A 19,009-nucleotide genomic window follows, 5' to 3' on the forward strand; every position below is an offset into this window, starting at 1 on the left:
CCTTTGTGTTCTGTCAAATATCAGAGGGACGCAAAGGTCGCGCAACTGGCTTGTGGCTGATCACGAACCCGGAGCCACCTACGCAAAAAACAAGTGCGATTAGGGTGGCAAATGAAAAAGTTAAGGTCAGGCTCATCTCTCCACCAAAGCCGCCAAGAAGGGAGCCTGTGGCTAGCCCGGCAAACTGAGAACAGGAAAGAGTGGTCGACCCTTTTGCTTTGAGTGAAGCTGGCAATCGTTTCAGCAAATATACTGAATTAGTAGCTGCGAGCAGTGCTGCTGAAGCGCCAATGATAGCTGCACTCATTGCGATAAAAGACAGCGTATGCGCTATGCAAAGCAGACTGAGGCCTGCCGCAAAGCTAATTGCGCTGGTGATTTGCACAATGCTTGTATGTTTGCGAAAGATTGGTAAGAGCCCCAATTGAGCAACCAATCCGCTTAGAACAGCAGCAGTAAGACAATAACTTGCAAAAGTGGTTGCCTCAGTTGAGTCCAGCTGCATGCTGTCTTTTATGAGCGGGCCTAGCAACACATATGTTGCACCAAGGCACAATTGCAGGGCAAATCCAATCAAGAGTGCAGTTTTGGGAAGTGTGAACCGTTCCTTTTGTTCGCGGCTCTTTTGGCGTTTTATCGTTGCCGGTGATGACTGCTTGAATGCGAAAAATAAGCAAGCCGCATAGACTGGAACTGGAGCAATAAGCGGAGCGGCTCCTCCAAGAAGCAAGAGCGGAGCTACAGCTGCATTTCCTGCAAGTCGTCCAAGACCTGTCATAGAACTCAAACGACCTATAGGAGCCAGAAGCTTGGAAGAGTTTTGCGTATTTCTTGCGAGTATGGCTTGAGTAAGCGGAAGGAGAGCTGGAACTGTGATGCTATAAGCAACTCGTGCCGTAATGAGGACAGTTAATCCGAGAAGAGGGGAGATTAAAGCATAACTGACTAGCATAAAGCTGATTGCAATTGCAGACACGCTTAATACCGCGAAACTCAGTATGATCCTCAAGGCACCGAGAGCTCCGATATATGCTTCTACCCGTCCCCAAGCTGGCAGGCTGATCGCTGTTGCCATCAAGCCTGTTCCTACGACAACCCCAATCATACTGAGGGTCAGGTCAAAGACGTCTTGCAGCAACGGCACCATGACCACCAGACACGCTTGATGGAATGTACTCGCCGCAATGGCAGGCATAGTTATCGCAGGTTTAAACAATGGAGACCACTATTCTCAATACAATCAGGAGGTGCGTATTAAATATGAGTCATACATTCAAGTATAATTTTGCGAACGCTCTGTCAAGCTGATCCATCAAACATTGCAGGGCTTTAAAGAGAGTGTTTTTCCTGAAATGCAGAAACTACCGAGGTTGCATAGTTGAGACGCAGTGCAAGGTATTCGGCTAGGAAGCTACTGATTAAAAGCGATGAGCTGCCAGTGAAGAGAGAGGGGATTTATGGTGTAAGTAACTTTTTTTGTTCTATTAAATGACATTGTATAGAACAGCTTCTTGTTGTTGATCAGCCAGTCAGTGTCTCTCAATAAGGCAGTTGTCCGATGTTAGTCATACTGATGCGTCAGCTTAATCATATTCGCGACCAGGTGTTCTTCATCCGCACGCTCAGGTGGAAACCGCCGCTGCGTTGACTGATGTTGCACCAAAATACGGCAAATACGCTGCTTAAAAATCTTGAACCGACTACGCGCATGATCAATGCAAGCTACCTATGTGAGGAGGTCAAAGGTTTCCTGATACCGCTTCCTCCAAGATCAGCTTTGTTTGGCGCACGGCCCGGGGGAAGTGTCCTGAGTTGATCCGAGATCTCCTTGATGGTGAAGCGAAACTCCTGCGCGACTAACGCAAAGGACAGGCGGCGGATGTCTGCGCGCATAAAACGGTGCTGATTACCAGAGTTGTGGCTAGCGGTGACGGCTTTGCGCTCCAATGTGCGTTCGTTTGCGTTATTAGCGTTGGGACTGCGTTGCTATGTCTATACTGCTCGCGAAAGTAGCTCTGGCAACACGTCAACGATAGACCGCGTTCTGTAGGATAACTCCAGCAGGCATTGGCTCAGCACTGATGCCACGAAAAGGGGATAGAATTAATCTATCCCCCCTATCTCAGATGAGGTCGATGAAATGCTCTGGAATGCACGCCGGGGATAAGTGATTTGAGCTCATTAAGTGCCAAGTGCAGTCAGTTAACAACAACCCAACCCAATCCTGCTAGCTTGTGAACTCCTCACATGTACGGTGATAGCATGGCACCTTCCTGATACGTGTTCGAGATAACTGCTGTGGCTATCCTTCCACACCCAGCAAGAGAGCCATGCCGCTCCGTGAATCTTCAGCTCTCACAAGCAAGCAGGTACGTGCTCGCAGCTCTGAGGAACCAGCCAGATCAAGCGTCCAACACATAAGCAAGTGTTCAACTCACTTCAGCCCAGTTCAGCCACCACCAACAAGACGCTCAGCAGTCCACTCAGCATCACCTCAAACCCGCTGAGCGCTCCGCAACCCAGTTCCTTACCCAAACATGTCCGCAGTCATGCCAGCGTACCAGCCGAGGCTTTCCTCGTAGGTTTGCTTGCGCAGGGCGTCGTCCTCGTTGTTTTGGGAGATGAAGCCATCCACTTTGGCGATCTTCTCATCTGTGGCCACATAGCTTGCACCAACCTTCACGCCGTTGTCTGGTGAGATCAGCGACCAACAGGTGTTGGAGAACCGTGGTTTGAACGCACGGGAGCCGGTGAGGGCGTGACGGATCGCCATGGCGGCAGCTTTGGCCTGGCTGTTGGCAGAATAGCCGGACTTTGGCATGTCGCCGTTCTGGGTCGCATCACCAAGCACATGAATGTTTTCATCCATCTGGCTTTGCAGTGTTGCCGGAACGATCGGGCACCAACCCGCCTCGTTGGTCAGGCCTGCCTGATGTGCGATGCTGCCAGCCTGCATCGCCGGGATCACGTTGCAAACATCCGCTTTGATGGTCTCGTCTTCCAGCACAATTTCCATGGTGTACGGGTCAACACGTTGAACACCTCCGGTAAACTCGTCGGTCAGCCAGTCAACCATACCTGTGTAGTGGTTCTCCCAGCCTTCCATGAACAGGCCTTGCTTGGAGAACTTCTCCTTTGGATCAAGAATGAGGATCTTGGCAGTCGGGTTTCGCTGTTTCAGCACATGAGCAACCATGGAGACGCGCTCATAAGGGCCGGGAGGACAGCGGTACGGGTTGGGCGGAGCGACCATGGCAAAGGTGCCACCTTCTGGCATGGCCTCAACCTGCGCCTTCAGCAGTTGGGTCTGTGTACCAGCTTTATAGGCGTGAGGCATCTTGGTCTGGGCAGTCACATCCCAGCCTTCAATGGCTCCTTTTACAAAGTCGATACCCGGAGACAGGACAAGGCGATCATAGGAGATGGCATCGCCGCCTGCGAGCCGAACCACCTTTTTCTCGCGGTCCACGGCAGAGGCCCAGTCATGCACGACGGTTACACCATACTCGCTGGCCAACGTGCCGTAGGAGTGTGCCAGCTTGGACATGGGCTGGAAACCGCCAATGGCCAGATTGGAGAAGAAGCAGGTGTAGTAAGTACGGGAGGGTTCAATGAGGATCACCTCAATCGCACCGTCGGAATCTTTGGCAATGTAGCGGGCTGCAGTCGCCCCGCCAGCACCGCCGCCAATGATGACCACACGGGGCCGCTTTTGCCCCAGAGCAATAGGAGAGGACAGGAGCGCCGCGCTTGCCGCTGCAGTTCCTAAAAAATGACGTCGGTTCAGTCTCATATGTCAATTCCTCCCCTAAAGCGTATGCCCGGAAGTATCTCCGGTTTTGATAGGAATACGCGTGAAAACAATTATTTGAGCAAAGCCAGTCAAAGAGGCCCCGCTCTAATGCAATTCTTTAAAATAAGCCGCTAGCGCAGCAATCTCCTCCTCCGAGAGCCGTTTGGCGATCATCTGCATGACGGGATGAGGTCTATGTCCCTTTTTGTAGGCCCGCAGCGCAATCACAAAGTCTGGTTGCGACCAGCCCGTGATGGAAGGGATCCCTTTGTCCGCTCCACTGGATTGATGGCAACTGGTACATTCACCAGAAAGATATTCGCCATATTCAGCATCTCCATCCAGATAAGTTTCTTCGTGAAGACTTGGAGCATCCTGTTGCAAAAGGCTGGCAGAAGCCTCTGGAATGTTGGCAGGGCTCACGGAAAACTGGCGTAGATAAGCGAGCAGATCAGAGCGATCCTTTTCCTTTCTCATACCCCGGTAGTTCATGCGTGTACCGGAGATGAGGTTCTTAGGGTTTTGAATGTAGATGTTCAGCGTGTCGATTGTCCAGCGCAGGCCATCAGCGCCCGCACGCTTCATGGCCTTTGAGTATGTCGCGCCTTCAATCGTTGCAGCCTTCCGGTCAAACACGCCATTCAGGTGAGGGCCGATGCGGTTCTTGGCATCCTTGCCAACATCGTGGCATCGCAAACAAGCATTGAACAGGCGTTCGCCGCGCGCAATATCCTGAGCAGAGGCAACCGAAGTTGCCCCTGACAGAAAGCCAAGTGTGAGGGCGAGGGCAGGTATCAATGCTCTCATTGGGAGTGGCTCTTCAGGAATTCGATAAGGGCAATGCGGTCTTTTTCCTTCTTCAAACCAGCGAATGTCATTTTGGTGCCCTTCACAAACTTTTTCGGTTTGGTCAGGAAAACATCCAGATTTTCGTCAGACCAGACAAGGCCGTCGCCATTGAGCTTTTTCAAGGCCTTGGAGTATTTGAAGCCGGAAACCACAGCGGCCTGCTGACCGATGATATCGTTTAGGATCGGGCCAACCTTGTTCTTGGCTTTTTCGCCAACCTGATGGCAGGCCTTACACTTTTTGAAAACCTTGGCGCCCTTCTTGATGAGTGCATCATCAAGAGCAACGGGTTCCGGAGCCGGCTCTGCAACAACTGCTGGTTCTGCAGAAGCAACTTCTTCAGCCTTTGGGGCTTCAGTCGCAGCTGCTGCTTCCTCAGCTGCTTTCGTCTCTTCCGGTGTCACATCCAGAACCTGAGCCCGTGCGGTGATCTTGACTTCCGCTTTGCAGTCTTTCATGCAGACATCGCGTTTCTTGAAGACCGGCGACTCTTCGCGATCATCCATGTAAAAGCCGTCTTCATTTGGCAGGCGAACGGAGGTGAAGTTCTCCTGGCTCAGCTCAAAGTCATCCTCAACAAGATCGTTGGCGTAAAGCAGGAAGGCCGTGATGGCGTAGACTTCATCTGGCTTCAACGACTGCGCCTCGCCAAACGGCATGGCGCGGTTCACATAGTCAAACACGGTTGAGAGATACGGCCAGTAAGAGCCGATGGTCTTAACCGGGCGATCGGATGTCAGTGTACCGTCCCCGCCGGAAAGAACCGGCCAGCGATCAACACCCTCGGCGAAGTCTCCGTGGCACACGGCACAGCGTTCGGCAAAAATCTCTTCGCCTTGCTCCACGTTTCCACGCCCGGCAGGCAATCCCTGTCCATCAGGGCGTACATCAATATTCCATGCGGCCACTTCAGCAGGGGTGGCTGCACGGCCAATATTGAAAGAACCGGCTGTCGCCGCGTTGGTGAGCAGCAGCGTTCCAGTCGCAAGAACACTAAGAAATTTCAACATTTTCCGCCTCACCATTTTCGCTAACGTACCAGGTGTGGATTCCGTTGTTGTGGTAGATGGAGTTTTCGCCGCGAACAGCGCGAAGTTCGTTTTTCGTTGGCTGGATGTAGCCTGTGGAATCATGCGCACGCGATTGCAGCAGCAGAGGCTTTCCATCCCAGTCAAACTCGAAATAGAAGCGATGCATGGACTTGTCGAAGCTCAGGCCATCCATACGGGCAGCATGCCAGTTCTTGCCGCCGTCCAACGTGATGTCCACGCGCGGGATAGTGCCGCGACCAGACCATGCCAGACCAGTCAGGACCGTATGACCGCTCTTGTGCAAAATAGGGGCCTGAGGGCTTGGATTGGTGATGATGGACTTACAGTCCATTTCCCATGTAAACCGTCGCGCCTTTCCGTTTTCCATCAGGTCAGTGTATTTGGAGGTCTCTTCCCTGTGGTGCCACGGCTCGTCGCCCACCTCGATGCGGCGCAGCCACTTGATCCACATATTGCCTTCCCACCCCGGAACCACCAGTCGCAGCGGGTAGCCTTGCTCGGGACGCAACGCCTCACCGTTCATCTTAAAGGCGACAAGGCAGTCATCCAAAGCCTTTTGCAAAGGAATGGAGCGGGTCATGGCAGAGGCGTCAGCGCCTTCCGGCATCAACCACTTGGCGTTGGTCTTCAGGCCAGCTTCTTCCAGCAGCAACCGCAGTGGAACGCCGGTGTACATCACGTTATGGATCATGCCATGGGTGAACTGACAGCCGTTAAGCTGCGCCCCGCGCCACTCCATGCCGGAGTTAGCCGCACATTCCAGAAAGTAGATCCGGTTCTCCCGTGGGAAGCGCAGAATGTCCTCCATGGTGAACACAAGCTCTTTGTCCACCAGACCGTTGATCATCAAACGATGCTGGGAAGGGTCAATATGAGCAGCCCCGCCATGGTGCCGCTCAAAGCACAGGCCGTTCGGTGTGATGATTCCGTCCAGCTCATGCAACGGCGTAAAGTTGATCGAACTCACGCGGTCAGCCGTCAGCCATTCCACAGTGCGCCGTTTCACATGCGCTTCATATTGCGAGGGCACGCCATAAGGCATGGCATCAACACCGTCTCCCAGCTCCTGCATCCACGGCTGCAGATTGGTGATGGCAGGGTCATTCGCCCTTGCCGGAAGCGCAGCGCCAGTCAAGGCAGCTCCACTCAGCAAGGCCCCGCCTTTCAGGAGGTTTCGGCGGGTAGGTGACTTTAGTCTTTCACTCATGTCAATTACTCGTCATCTCAAAATCCGTAAGGGTTCGCCTCACACGCCTGTGACGCGAACGGTAGAATTGGGGTCCATTGTGATGGTGCCTTTGCGGCTGATGTAATCTTCAACCACTTGCCAGATCTCAGGCCCCTCGGTGTCCTCTCCAACAGAGGCCCAGCCCGAAACCACATAGGTCTTGGCAGGATCAATGGTCTCGCCGGTTTTCAGCAACGTCATGTTGGTCACGCGCTCACCCACTGGCTTGGAAACGTCGATGGAGTAGCCCATGCCGCCCACACGCACCATGTCGCCACCCTGCTGGTAGTACGGGTCCGGGTTGAACAGGTTGTCGGCTACATCCTCCAGAATTTCATGCAGGTACTGACCGGTCATCTCTGAGCGGTAAGCATTCGGGTAAGTCATGCTGGTGGCGTTGTGGATGTCTTCGCGAGTGATATTGTCACCCGGCAGCAGGGAGGGCCCCCAGCGGAAGCCCGGAGACAGCGCAATGTCCGCTTCCCGCTCCTCAATCAGCGCCTGACAGATCAGGTCATCCCACGTGCCGTTGAAGTTGCCACGGCGATAAAGCAGGCTGTCGGTCGTGCCGATGATTTCTTCCAGCTCCTCCTTGAACGGCGCGCGTTCTTGATCAATCAGCGTTGCCATCTCAGGGTCGGGAGCAATCACATCAGCGAACACCGGGATCAGCTTGTAGGTGAAGTCTTTGATGCCGTTCTTGTCCACGTCCAGATCCAGACGTGACACAAACTTGCCGTTGGACCCGGAGGCAATGATCATGGTCTCATCGACCTTCACCGGCTCCGGCACCGCATCATGGGTATGACCGCTCAGGATCACGTCAATGCCGGAAACCTGCTGCGCAACCTTGCGGTCCACGTCAAAGCCGTTGTGGCTGAGCAGAACGACAACATCAGCGCCTTCCTGCTTCACTTCCGCAACCATCTCCTGAATCCGAGCTTCACGAATGCCGAAGGAAAGGTTCGGGAACATCCAGCCCGGATTGGCAATCGGCATATACGGGAAGGCCTGACCGATCACAGCAATCTTGGCACCGCCACGCTCGAAAATCTTGTAGGGCTCGAACGCTGGTTCGTCCCACTCATTGTCAAAGATGTTGGCTCCCAAAAACGGGAAGGGCAGCTCCTCGACGATCTCGTTGACGCGATCAATGCCGTAGGTGAATTCCCAGTGGGAGGTCATGGCATCCGGCTTGAGTGCGTTCATCAGGTTGACCATATCCTGACCTTCAGTGCGCAGCGCAGTCATGGACCCGTGCCACGTATCACCTCCATCAAGGAACAGCGCATCAGGACGTTCTGCTCTAATCGACTTCACGATGGTCGACACCCGGTCCAGCCCGCCCATCTTGCCATAACTACGGGCCAGCGAGACAAAATCCTCAGAGGTGAGGGCATAGGCTTCCGGCGTTCCGGTCTGGTAGTTGAACGCCTTCAGCAGGTCCTGACCAGTGATGTGCGGCAGCAATCCCTTTTGGGCACCCACACCAATATTCACGGAGGGCTCACGGAACCAGACCGGCTTCACCTGAGCATGACAATCCGTAAAGTGGATGATGGTCACGTTGCCGGTGGTTTTGAAGTCTAGAAGTTGGTTCTGTGTCAGGGACTGGCGTGCGGCCAGCACTGGAAAATTCCCAGCCCCAAAAATAGCGGCTGCAGCGACACCAGCCTGCAAGAAATCACGGCGCGAGATCATCTCCGCACCCTCCGTAGGTTATTAGAATTTCGAAAATTGTTTTAGATCAGGAGGTTACTGCATAAGAGTAACCTCCAAAATCACTATTTAGCATGAGCGAATTCTTATCACTTGATTTCTCAATCAAGTGGAATGCACCTAGTTACGAACAGATGGGGTCTCGACTGAAAGTCCCATCCCGCGAGATGTTACATAAGCTTCCAGAGCAATGAACTCATCACTTCCGCGCTTGTAAGGCTCAGCCCGCACCTGATCCATACAGCCTTTAAACCGGCGGTGAATGGACCCAAGTCCGCCCCACTTCAGACGATACACCGGGAACCCGTTGATCTGCCCCTGACTCAAATGGTCAGCACGGATCATGTTGCCGTAATTGTCTTCATGGCAGTTGGCACAGGCCATATTCAGCAGGCCAACACGGGTGTAGTAAAGCTCTTCACCCTTCTTGACCCAGTCAGCAATCGGCCCGTCAGTCTTCATGGCAACTGGCATGCCACGGGATTGCAAACCGATCAGAGCCGTCATGGCCAGCATCTCGGCGCTCTCCCATTTCCACGGCTCTGCTCCCTGATGCGTCTCGATGGACGCATTGATCAGCATTTCCATGGTGGCAGGCTTGCCCATCTCGTCATTCCAGCGCGGCAACTTGGTTCGCAAACCGGTAAAGTTATCCGCATCTCCATGACAATCCGCGCAGGACTGATTGGATTTTCCGGCGGGCGTTTCCCAAAGCTCCTCTGCATATTCAATAGCCACAAACGCTGGATTCTCGAAATCATCCATTTGCAGTGCCTGAGTTTCAGCAGAGCGGAAACGCCAACCTGAAATCAGCTCGTCCAGTGGATGGTCATCCGCCGGAACAGCAGTTGTTGCAATTGTTTCGCCATCGATGACAAGTTCGCGTCCGTCATCTGCAAGCGCAGCAGTGCTAAGTGTGCCGAAAAGAAGCCCCCCAGCGAGTATTGAAACCGTCCTTTTCATACCCTTCTCCTCCCAAAGAATGGCTGCCTAGGCGACCGTGATTTTCTTTTCCATGTCGTAGACCGAGCCGTCATCATCGGTCCATTCAAACCGAACCGCTCCAGACTCTGGAATCCGCATCTGAAACTCGATGTAAGGGTTCGCAGAAACAGAAGGTTCAATATCTGCCATGAACACGGGCTCGCCATTGAAGCTGGCAGCAAACTTATTGATGATCTTGCGTGGAATGGTCTCGCCGGTTTTCTTATCCTTGCGCTGACCAGATTCCATCGGATGCGAGATCAGTGTCTTGATGGTCACGACCTCGTTTACGCTTGCCTTCTTAGGCACTTTGACGCGTGGTTTTACCTTTGCCATGTGTTTCTCAATGCCTTTTCTGATTAACCGCCACAGCCACCGATGGTGACCTTGACACTACGCTTTGTCATGATGGCGGACCCGTCCGGCATCTTTGCAATGGCGACAATGTCCTGCGTTTTCGCAAGGCGAATACGGGTCTTGGCTTCCTGAGCACCGGAAAGAGCGCTGAAGTGGAATGTCGCAACACCTGGGCTCGGGTTGCCTGCTGCAAGCAGCATGATGGAGGCTGCACCCGGCGCAGATACTTCAATCGGAACAGTGTTCCCGTTTTCAGCAATCTCTGGCGCACCAATGGTAATGTCACCGCTTCCCGGCTTTGCGCCGCCAGTGAACTCCACAATTGCATCTTCAACAGCATTGCCTGCTGCAAACGCCGGCGCGGTAAAACGCAGTGTCGTCAGAGCGGCTGCGCCTCCCACTGCCAAACCAAGCGCTTCACGTCTGGTAACAGTCATTAAAAATCCTCCTTGGAGCGTATCTCCCCAACAGGCGCTGAGCACTCTTTGGGAAAATACGCTTAAGCAATAATTCTGAGCGTGATGCGTAACCGGTCAGCAACGCAGCACGCTCAAGGCAAACGCGCCTATTCTTTCAAAGTCGCCAGATAAGCGACGATGTCTTCAACTTGCTCTGCTGAAAGAATGGTCTTTCCTGCAAATTTCTTTGCCACGCGGTTCAAACCTTCGCTCTTGTAGAAGGCAGGCATAATGGTCGCTTCCCCGAAGACTTCCTTCGAGTTGACAACAATCGCCCGCAATTCCGCTTCGGTATAGGTGTCCCCGATACCCTCAAGGTACGGACCTATCTCTCCGTGGAACTGCTCTTCAGCAAGATCATCATTCGCGTGACAGGCAAGGCAGTTTCCCAGTTTCCGGTTGGCGAACCATTCCCGTCCTTTGGCTGGATCACCAACCGCACCGGTCAAAGACACCGGCACAGCCGCCTCGACAAATTGAACGTCACCTGGAGCAACAACTCCGGCAACGGCACTTCCTGAAATTAGCAGCGTTGCAGCCGCTATAGTTTTGGCAATCGCCTTCATTGCTCCCTCCCAATTACAGCGATTCAATATTTTTATGCTACTCAGATACGTAGAAACACTCAACTTAAAATTCACATAATTGAATATGTTAATATATCGACCTTAGTCTAAGTAATTGAGTGAAAACGCTATTCTGAGGCTGCTTTTTGTTTCAAAAATTCACGTGCATGAAATTTTTGAAAATGTTCTTCGCCCTCATAGCCCTTCTGTTTGACCCAGCGGAGCATGTTGAGGGTGGTCCATTTTCCAAATGAACCAGGCATGGTCTGCACAGAGGCAGTCCCTGCTGTTTTGCCAGTCCCAACCTCTTCAGGTAGGAACAGGAAGGTGGGCGTGAACACAACGCCCCAGCGACGTGCGATGTTCTTCTCGGTTTGAACTTCCCCGTCGAAGTCCGTCACCTCTTCATCGCCAAACAGGTTCATCTGAACCACGAAGTAGTTGTCTTCAATGAATTTGCGAACCTCCGGGTCGCTGAAGACATTCTTATGCAAGCGCGAACAGTAAATGCAGCCGCGTTGCTCAAAGAGAATAACCATGCGTTTGCCTTCTTCATTGGCAGCGGCAAGGTCCTCTCTAAGGTCTTTGAAGGTAAGGCGAAGCCATGGCTGTTTGTGGAGACCGTCCTCTCCAACCTCAGCAAAGCTCAGTGTCATGCTGGCGAAAATCATCGCTGCAGCAAGCATTAGTTTTTTAAGCATCGATCCCTCCCATAACGCACCGCTCCCAAGAACCCCTCTATGGTTTCAGGATGCGGAAACGCCTCAGCTTAAAGATGTCAATCCCGGCGCATACTCAATCATTTGCTCTGCAATCCAGGAAACGGTGTTCGTCCCAATCAACACCGCAAAAATAATCAAAAGAACGCCCATGCCTTTTTCGATGGCACCAAGGTACTTTCGAAAACGGCCCATGAAACTCAGGAATGGCTTTGAGAAAACAGCTGCCAGAATGAACGGCAGCGTCATGCCAACCCCATACGCAAACAGCAGCAACATGCCCTGAGAAACATCATCACTGGCGCCAGCCGTGAACAAAATAGTTGCCAGAACCGGACCAACACAGGGCGTCCAGCCAAAGGCAAAAGCCAGTCCCACAAAGTAAGCGCCAACGATTCCAGCCGGGGCCGAAGAGCTGTCGAGCCGGGCTTCTCTCAGCAGCAGGTTGAGCCGGATGATGCCGACAAAATGCAGGCCGAGAATGAAGATGACAGCAGCAGCCATGTAGCGCAGCACATCAAACCAGTCTCGCAGCAACTGGCCGAAAACCGTTGCCGTTGCACCAAGGCCGACAAAGATTGTGAGAATGCCAGCAGCAAAGAAAAACGACGTAAAAACAACACGTCGCTGGATGGCAGGGGTCACCCCGTCACCGGAAAGCTCGTTCATTCCAATGCCTGCAATGTAGCAAAGGTAGAACGGCACAATTGGTAAAATACAAGGCGATAGGAACGAGAGTAACCCCGCGCTCCCCGCCGCAATGATAGTTAGATCTGGATACATATGGGCACTTGCTAAAAACACATTCTATTATTAGAATATTTAGATATCATAGATTTTAAAATGTCAATCGTGGATATCATGAGCAATTTTGGTTGGATCTCATTTGTCATTTTCGCCCTTCTTTTCAGCAGCGCTCAAGCGGCTGGTTCGACCATGAAATTGCTCATGGTCGAGGACGAAATCTGTCCTTGGTGTGAACGCTGGGAAGAGGATATTGGTGGCGCCTACGGCAAAACAGAGGAGGGGCAAAAAGCCCCTTTGATGCGGATGGATATTGATGATCCGATTCCCAAAGACGTGACCCTGAAAGGAAAGGCGCGGTTTACGCCAACCTTCATCCTTTTAATTGACGGCGCCGAAGTCCAGCGGATTGAAGGTTACCCGGGAGAAGACTTCTTCTACCCCGCCCTGAACCAGATGCTTCAGTCTGCTCAATAACAATATTGAAAAGAAATTCATCTTTCCCGGCCAGTCCGGGGCATAATTCAGTTGGGAGAACTCCATGAAATCATTCATCACAGGGGCGGCATTGCTCGCAATGTCCGCAGGCTTCAGCATTGCGCAGGCCGAAGATGAATCCGCCTTTGTCAGCTTCAAGTCATTGAAGCCGGAAATCGCCATGAAGCTTGCCGTCGCCACCATGGAAGCCTGCCGTGAAGGCGGCTATCAGATCTCTGCTGTTGTCGTTGACCGCTTCGGCCAGACACAATCGGCAATCCGGGATCGTTATGCAGGCGTTCATACAGTCGACACAGCACGCGGAAAAGCATGGACGGCTGTCAGTTTCCGCGGATCTACACTGGAAATTCAGCAGGAGATCAAGGCAGGCAATCTGTCGGCAGGACTGCGTGACATCCCGGGTGCTGTGGCACTGGGTGGTGGCCTCCCAGTCGAATCTGCAGGCGCTATTGTTGGTGGAATTGGTGTCTCCGGTGCGCCCTCTCCAAAAGTTGATGAGGAGTGTGCCCAAAGTGGCCTAGAGGAAATCTCAGATTTGCTGGACTTCTAAAAGGTAATCGCCGTGCAATGGTTGAAAAATGATTGCATTCAGCGTATGCCACCACTTCAAAGGTGTGCTGCAAGGTCAGCTTTAATTTATTCAACTTTAGCTGACCTTGCCATTCCGTTCCGACTGGTCTGCAGGATTTGGTTTAATGGCTATACCCATGATTGAACGTGGGATGAAAGAAGAAGACATCGAGCGCATGGTCGGCCATGCCAAGGATGCAACTGATTTCCTGAAAGCATTGACACACGAAGGCCGATTGATGATCCTGTGTCATCTCGTTACGGGCGAAAAGTCTGTAACAGAGCTGGAGCAGCTTCTGTCGTCTCGTCAGTCTGCGGTCAGTCAGCAACTTGCACGTTTGCGCCTGGATGGTCTGGTAAATTGCCGAAGGGACGGCAAGGCAGTCTATTACAGCCTCAAGGATGAACGCGCAGCTCGGGTTCTGGACCTGATTTTCGAGTTGTTCTGCACCGAAGAAAACAGCGATAAGTAATATTTAAGCTCCGGCGTTTTGGTCTTGGGAGGGATCAAATGTCCGAGGATATTCTGGCGGCATTCGCAGGCCTTGCGGGTGGTGTTTTGCTTGGTCTTGCTGCACGTCTTGGCCGCTTCTGCACACTTGGCGCGATTGAAGACGCCCTTTATGGCAAAGAATGGCTGCGCATGCGCATGTGGGCCTTCGCCATTGCCATCTCCATCGCATCGACGTTTCTGCTGGCGGATCTTGGTCTGATCGCGCTGGACCAAACCATCTATCTCACCCAAAGCTGGAACCCGCTCGCCTGCATCGTCGGTGGCCTGATGTTTGGCTATGGCATGGCAATGGCTGGCTCCTGCGGTTTTGGCGCTTTGGCACGCTTGGGCGGCGGAGATATGCGGTACTTCGTGCTCTCTCTGGTGATCGCCATTTCAGCGGCCATGGCCGTGGGCGGTCCAACAGCCTATCTACGGGTATTCCTGTTCCCGACTGAACTCTCAGAGGCAAGCTCAACAGGCATCGCGCACGCTCTTGCCCAACGGCTGGAGCTTTCCGAACTGACAATTGCCCTGGTCATTGCCGGAGCCATTGGCCTTTTCGCTGTCAGCAACAAAGAGTTCCGCCAAAGTCCAAAGGCCATTATTGCTTCATTGACTGTTGCTCTTGCGATTCTCCTCGGCTGGGTCGCAACCAGCTACCTCTTTGAAGAAAGCTTTGAAGAAGTTGCAGTGGCCAGTCACTCCTTCACAGTCCCGGTGGGCGATACCCTCATGTATCTCATGACCGCATCTGGGGGTGGTTTGTCTTTCGCCGTGGGCTCAATCTTCGGCGTCCTCAGCGGAGCATTCCTTGGCTCACTCATCAAAGGCCATTTCAGATGGGAGGCCTGTGATGACCCACGCGAACTCAGACGCCAGATCCTTGGTGGTTTTCTGATGGGCACTGGCGGCGTGATTGCTCTGGGTTGTACCATCGGGCAGGGCATATCGGCCTTCTCGACACTCGCAGTCAGCGCACCGGTCGTCATGCTCTCTATCATCGCCGGAGCAGCAATCGGGTTGCGTCAGCTCGTTGTTGGCTTTCAGTTTGCCTTCTGGAAGCAGTAACCGGACGCTGTGTTCGCAGTGACTTGTGCACAAAGATGGCCTTGGAGTAAGGCGCCCAAGACACACATTGCCTAAATTATAGATTTTACCTCTGGTTGCGGATTAATCCCGCATATTTTGCTTGAGTTTGGCGGAGATTATCGCAATATTTCGCGCTGGCCACTTCGGTGTATCTAAACGTCCTCGCATTTTGCTCTGCGAAACTCATACAGGACTACTCATCGCGAACAGGAAGCAACCATGACACGACCGACAAACGAAGCTCTGATTATGATTGATATTCAGAACGATTTCTGTTCGGGCGGAGCTCTGGCTGTGAAGCACGGTGAGCAGATCGTCCCCTTGGTCAACGAGCTGCAAAACGAGTTTGCCGTCAAAGTGTTGACGCAAGACTGGCACCCGCAGCACCATAAATCCTTTGCGGACAATCACGACGCCAAGCAGCATTATGATATGACCGATATGCCTTATGGCCCGCAGGTTCTCTGGCCAAACCATTGCGTGCAGGGCACAAATGGCGCAGCGTTTCACAAAGACCTGATGACCGACAGCGCGGACCTTATCCTGCGCAAAGGCTTCCGCCCGCACATCGACAGCTACTCCGCGTTCTTCGAGAACGACCACACCACCCCAACAGGCCTGTCGGCTTACCTGCGTGAGCGCGGTGTCGATACACTGCACATGGTTGGTCTGGCGACAGATTTCTGCGTCCGGTTCTCAGCTGTGGATGCGGCAAAGTTGGGGTTCAACGTGATTGTTCATCTGGATGCCTGCAGAGCGATTGACCTGAACGGATCCCTGAAAGAGGCTTTGAATGAGATGCAAAGCCACGGCGTCAAATTCTCTGGCGAGATGGTTGCACAATGATTGATATTGCCTCCCGCGTTTATAACCACAATTGGAAAATCGATCCGATTGTTCGTTCCCTGATCGACACCGACTTCTACAAGCTGCTCATGGCACAGTCGGTCTTTCTGAAAAAGCCGAACACGCAGGTCACCTTCAGCCTCATCAACAGAGCGCAGCACATTCCGCTGGCAAAGCTCATTGATGAAAAGGAACTTCGGGACCAGCTGGACCACATCCGCACGCTCTCCCTGTCTCGCGGGGAAAGTACATGGCTGCGCGGCAATATGTTCTACGGCAAGCGGTCCATGTTCCGCGCCGAGTTTCTGGAGTGGTTCGAAAACCTGCGCCTGCCGCCCTATCATCTGGAAGTCAAAGACGATCAGTACGAGCTCACCTTTGAAGGCGACTGGCCTGCCGTGATGCTCTGGGAAGTTCCGGCTCTTGCCGTGCTGATGGAACTACGCTCCCGCGCGGTGCTCAAAAACATGGGCCGGTTCGAGCTACAGGTCCTGTATGCCCGCGCCATGACCAAACTCTGGGAAAAAGTCGAATGCCTGCGCAAGGTTGAAGACCTCTCACTGGCAGATTTCGGCACCCGCCGCCGCCACTCCTATTTGTGGCAGGACTGGTGCGTGCAGGCCATGATGGAAGGCCTCGGCAAGAAGTTTGTCGGCACATCCAACTGCCTGATCGCCATGCGCCGCGAAGTAGAAGCAATCGGCACCAACGCGCACGAATTGCCAATGGTCTATTCCGCTCTGGCAGAAAGTGATGATGAACTTGCCGACGCCCCGTATCAGGTGCTGAATGATTGGCAGGAAGAGCACGACGGCAACCTGCGCATTATCTTGCCCGACACGTTTGGGACCGAAGGCTTCCTGAAACGTGCTCCGGGATGGCTGTCCTCCTGGACAGGCATCCGCATCGACAGTGGTGACCCAGTCAAAGGCGCAGAAGCAGCAATCAAATGGTGGAAAGCCTGCGGAGAGGATCCAACACAAAAGCGCGTCATCTTCTCTGATGGGTTGGACGAAGACATGATCGCCCACCTCCAGCGCAAGTTCCATGGCCGCGTCCGGTGTAGTTTTGGTTGGGGAACTATGCTCACCAACGACTTCCGCGGGTTGGTGCCAGATGATGCCTTGGCTCCGTTCTCACTGGTCTGCAAAGCCATTTCTGCAAACGGCAAACCAACGGTCAAGCTCTCCGACAATCCCAATAAGGCTATGGGATCACGGGAAGAAATTGAACGCTACAAGCGCGTTTTCGGGGTTGGCAAGCAGATGAGCCAGAAGATTATCGTGTAACGCGGCGTATTTTAGCCATCACTCAAAATAATCCACTTGCATAGTTTCCCTATGCGTAAACTCTGTGTAGCATGCGTCACGCAGCACAGTTTATACGTGTGGGGGGGCGACGAAGATGAGAAGATGGAACGGTTGGGGCGATGATACGCACCAGGCGGAGTTGGCCGATTTTGCTAAGGCCTTGATCGCAGAGCTTTTAGGCGAGACACATCCGTTATCTGACGCCACCTTGCAAAGCGCCATTGAGCGTGTTCCTGCGTCTCGCGCACCAGATCATCCCTTACTGGATAAAACGCCCTCAACGCGCATCAGGCATGCATCTGGGCAGAGCTTCTCAGACTGGCTGCAAATGCGCAGTGGCAAGTTTGAAAACATCCCTGATGCAGTCGCTCTCCCGGAAACTTCCCAGCAAATCCGAGAGCTTATGGACTGGGCAACGCAGCAAGATGTCATCCTCGTCCCGTATGGCGGAGGCACGTCCGTTGTCGGCCATCTGGCATGCCCTGTTGGCGAGAAACCGCAGATCACCATCGCACTCACGCGTATGAATCGCCTGCTGGACTTCGACAAGGAAAGCCAGATCGCGACTTTCGGAGCTGGCGTACGCGGGCCGGATCTGGAAGCCCAACTGGCAGCCATCGGCTACACGCTCGGCCACTTCCCGCAAAGCTTTGAGCTTTCCACCGCAGGCGGTTGGGTCGTCACACGTTCCTCTGGCCAGCAATCTCTGCGGTATGGCCGCATTGAGCAGCTCTTTGCTGGTGGTACGCTGGAAACGCCAAAGGGAACATTGAAAATTCCAAGTCTCCCCGCATCATCTGCTGGCCCTGATCTGCGGGAAATGGTGCTCGGCTCAGAAGGCACACTTGGCATCCTGACTGAAGTAAAACTGCGCGTCACACCATTGGCTGAGGCGGAGCAGTTCTACACGGTCTTCATGCCGGATTGGGAAAGCGGTGTCGCTGCTGTCCAAGCCATCACGCAAGGCCGCATTCCGCTCTCCATGATGCGCCTGAGCAACGCGACAGAAACCGATGTAAGCCTGAAGCTGGCCGTGCCGGAGAAGAAGCTCTCCAAGCTCAACATGCTCTTCAAGCTCAAGGGCCTGACAGATCAAAAATGCATGCTCACCTTCGGGCTGACAGGATCAAAGAAGCAAGGCTCCGTAAACCTGAAACTCGCGAATACCTACCTGAAGCAACATGGTGCCAAGCGCGTTCTTTCCAAGATGCTGGGCGACAAATGGAAGGAAGGCCGCTTCAAAGGACCATACCTGCGCCATCCTTTGTGGGAGCATGGTGTGGGCGTCGATACCTTTGAGACGGCAATGGACTGGTCAGCCCTGCGTCCATACATCAACGTGGTTGAACAGAGCGTCACCAAAGCACTGAAGGAACAAGGCATTCCCGTGTTCGCCTTCACGCATCTGTCTCACGTCTATCCGCAAGGCTCCAGCGCATACACCACTTATCTGTTCCCAGTTGCCAGCACCTATGAAGAGACACTGGAACGCTGGAAAATCATCAAGAAAGTCGCATCTGAAACCGTGGTTGCTCATGGCGGAACCATCAGCCACCAGCATGGTGTCGGACGTGACCACGCCCCGTATCTGCCAGCGGAAAAAGGCGTGCTGGGCATGAGTGCTTTGAAAGCCCTCAGCAGCAATTTCGACCCAGACCACCGCATGAACCCCGGTGTTCTGATCTCCGAGGAAACCGTAGGCAACACAGAACCCGCATAACTCTCAATATT

Annotated in this window: 19 protein-coding genes; 7 read left to right on the forward strand and 12 right to left on the reverse strand. The window is 53.3% G+C overall.

Going from position 1 to position 19,009, the window contains the following annotated elements; all coding sequences use genetic code 11:
- Positions 1 to 13 precede the first annotated feature (13 nt).
- The 12 genes from PsAD5_RS21520 to PsAD5_RS21575 form a co-directional block, all read right to left on the reverse strand.
- Positions 14 to 1,195, reverse strand: a complete 1,182-nt coding sequence (locus tag PsAD5_RS21520; protein WP_063293629.1) for an MFS transporter — start codon at positions 1,193 to 1,195, stop codon at positions 14 to 16.
- Between the two features lie 1,332 nt (positions 1,196 to 2,527).
- Positions 2,528 to 3,793 (reverse strand): NAD(P)/FAD-dependent oxidoreductase, encoded by a 1,266-nt coding sequence (locus PsAD5_RS21525; RefSeq protein ID WP_063293630.1) that lies wholly within the window; start codon positions 3,791 to 3,793, stop codon positions 2,528 to 2,530.
- 105 nt (positions 3,794 to 3,898) lie between these two features.
- Positions 3,899 to 4,600, reverse strand: coding sequence for a c-type cytochrome (locus PsAD5_RS21530; RefSeq protein WP_063293631.1), 702 nt, complete (start codon positions 4,598 to 4,600; stop codon positions 3,899 to 3,901).
- Complete coding sequence (locus PsAD5_RS21535; protein ID WP_063293632.1) at positions 4,597 to 5,652, reverse strand: c-type cytochrome; 1,056 nt, start codon at positions 5,650 to 5,652, stop codon at positions 4,597 to 4,599. Before PsAD5_RS21535 ends, PsAD5_RS21530 begins: the two co-directional genes overlap by 4 nt.
- Positions 5,636 to 6,901 (reverse strand): sulfite dehydrogenase, encoded by a 1,266-nt coding sequence (gene soxC / locus PsAD5_RS21540; RefSeq protein ID WP_084403597.1) that lies wholly within the window; start codon positions 6,899 to 6,901, stop codon positions 5,636 to 5,638. Before soxC ends, PsAD5_RS21535 begins: the two co-directional genes overlap by 17 nt.
- A gap of 39 nt (positions 6,902 to 6,940) precedes the next feature.
- Complete coding sequence (soxB, locus tag PsAD5_RS21545; RefSeq protein WP_063293634.1) at positions 6,941 to 8,623, reverse strand: thiosulfohydrolase SoxB; 1,683 nt, start codon at positions 8,621 to 8,623, stop codon at positions 6,941 to 6,943.
- Positions 8,624 to 8,761: 138 nt separating this feature from the next.
- Positions 8,762 to 9,604 (reverse strand): sulfur oxidation c-type cytochrome SoxA, encoded by an 843-nt coding sequence (gene soxA, locus PsAD5_RS21550; protein WP_063287071.1) that lies wholly within the window; start codon positions 9,602 to 9,604, stop codon positions 8,762 to 8,764.
- A 27-nt stretch (positions 9,605 to 9,631) separates the two neighbouring features.
- Positions 9,632 to 9,961, reverse strand: coding sequence for a thiosulfate oxidation carrier complex protein SoxZ (gene soxZ, locus PsAD5_RS21555; protein ID WP_057463825.1), 330 nt, complete (start codon positions 9,959 to 9,961; stop codon positions 9,632 to 9,634).
- 23 nt (positions 9,962 to 9,984) lie between these two features.
- Positions 9,985 to 10,419: a thiosulfate oxidation carrier protein SoxY gene (soxY, locus tag PsAD5_RS21560; RefSeq protein ID WP_063287072.1), complete on the reverse strand. Its 435-nt coding sequence runs from the start codon at positions 10,417 to 10,419 to the stop codon at positions 9,985 to 9,987.
- Positions 10,420 to 10,547: 128 nt separating this feature from the next.
- Complete coding sequence (gene soxX, locus PsAD5_RS21565) at positions 10,548 to 11,006, reverse strand: sulfur oxidation c-type cytochrome SoxX (RefSeq protein WP_057463823.1); 459 nt, start codon at positions 11,004 to 11,006, stop codon at positions 10,548 to 10,550.
- Positions 11,007 to 11,134: 128 nt separating this feature from the next.
- Positions 11,135 to 11,707, reverse strand: coding sequence for a SoxW family protein (locus PsAD5_RS21570; RefSeq protein WP_063287073.1), 573 nt, complete (start codon positions 11,705 to 11,707; stop codon positions 11,135 to 11,137).
- Positions 11,708 to 11,770: 63 nt separating this feature from the next.
- Positions 11,771 to 12,508, reverse strand: coding sequence for a cytochrome c biogenesis CcdA family protein (locus PsAD5_RS21575; RefSeq protein ID WP_057463821.1), 738 nt, complete (start codon positions 12,506 to 12,508; stop codon positions 11,771 to 11,773).
- 60 nt (positions 12,509 to 12,568) lie between these two features.
- Between PsAD5_RS21575 and PsAD5_RS21580 the strand changes: the two genes are divergently transcribed.
- From PsAD5_RS21580 to PsAD5_RS21610, 7 genes are all read left to right on the forward strand, one after another.
- Positions 12,569 to 12,946, forward strand: coding sequence for a thioredoxin family protein (locus PsAD5_RS21580; RefSeq protein WP_244272111.1), 378 nt, complete (start codon positions 12,569 to 12,571; stop codon positions 12,944 to 12,946).
- Between the two features lie 64 nt (positions 12,947 to 13,010).
- Entirely contained in the window at positions 13,011 to 13,517 is a 507-nt protein-coding gene (locus PsAD5_RS21585) for a GlcG/HbpS family heme-binding protein (RefSeq protein WP_063293635.1), read from the forward strand.
- Between the two features lie 145 nt (positions 13,518 to 13,662).
- A complete protein-coding gene (locus tag PsAD5_RS21590) occupies positions 13,663 to 14,010 on the forward strand; it encodes an ArsR/SmtB family transcription factor (RefSeq protein WP_063287076.1) in 348 nt (115 codons plus the stop codon).
- A gap of 38 nt (positions 14,011 to 14,048) precedes the next feature.
- Positions 14,049 to 15,101: a YeeE/YedE family protein gene (locus tag PsAD5_RS21595; RefSeq protein ID WP_063293636.1), complete on the forward strand. Its 1,053-nt coding sequence runs from the start codon at positions 14,049 to 14,051 to the stop codon at positions 15,099 to 15,101.
- Between the two features lie 240 nt (positions 15,102 to 15,341).
- Positions 15,342 to 15,968, forward strand: a complete 627-nt coding sequence (gene pncA, locus PsAD5_RS21600; RefSeq protein ID WP_063293637.1) for a bifunctional nicotinamidase/pyrazinamidase — start codon at positions 15,342 to 15,344, stop codon at positions 15,966 to 15,968.
- On the forward strand, positions 15,965 to 17,257 hold the full coding sequence (gene pncB / locus PsAD5_RS21605; RefSeq protein ID WP_063293638.1) for a nicotinate phosphoribosyltransferase: 1,293 nt from the start codon (positions 15,965 to 15,967) through the stop codon (positions 17,255 to 17,257). Before pncA ends, pncB begins: the two co-directional genes overlap by 4 nt.
- A 115-nt stretch (positions 17,258 to 17,372) precedes the next feature.
- A complete protein-coding gene (locus PsAD5_RS21610; RefSeq protein WP_063293639.1) occupies positions 17,373 to 18,998 on the forward strand; it encodes an FAD-binding oxidoreductase in 1,626 nt (541 codons plus the stop codon).
- The last annotated feature ends 11 nt before the right edge of the window (positions 18,999 to 19,009 follow it).

This window comes from Pseudovibrio sp. Ad5, from assembly GCF_001623095.1.
Taxonomy (GTDB): domain Bacteria; phylum Pseudomonadota; class Alphaproteobacteria; order Rhizobiales; family Stappiaceae; genus Pseudovibrio.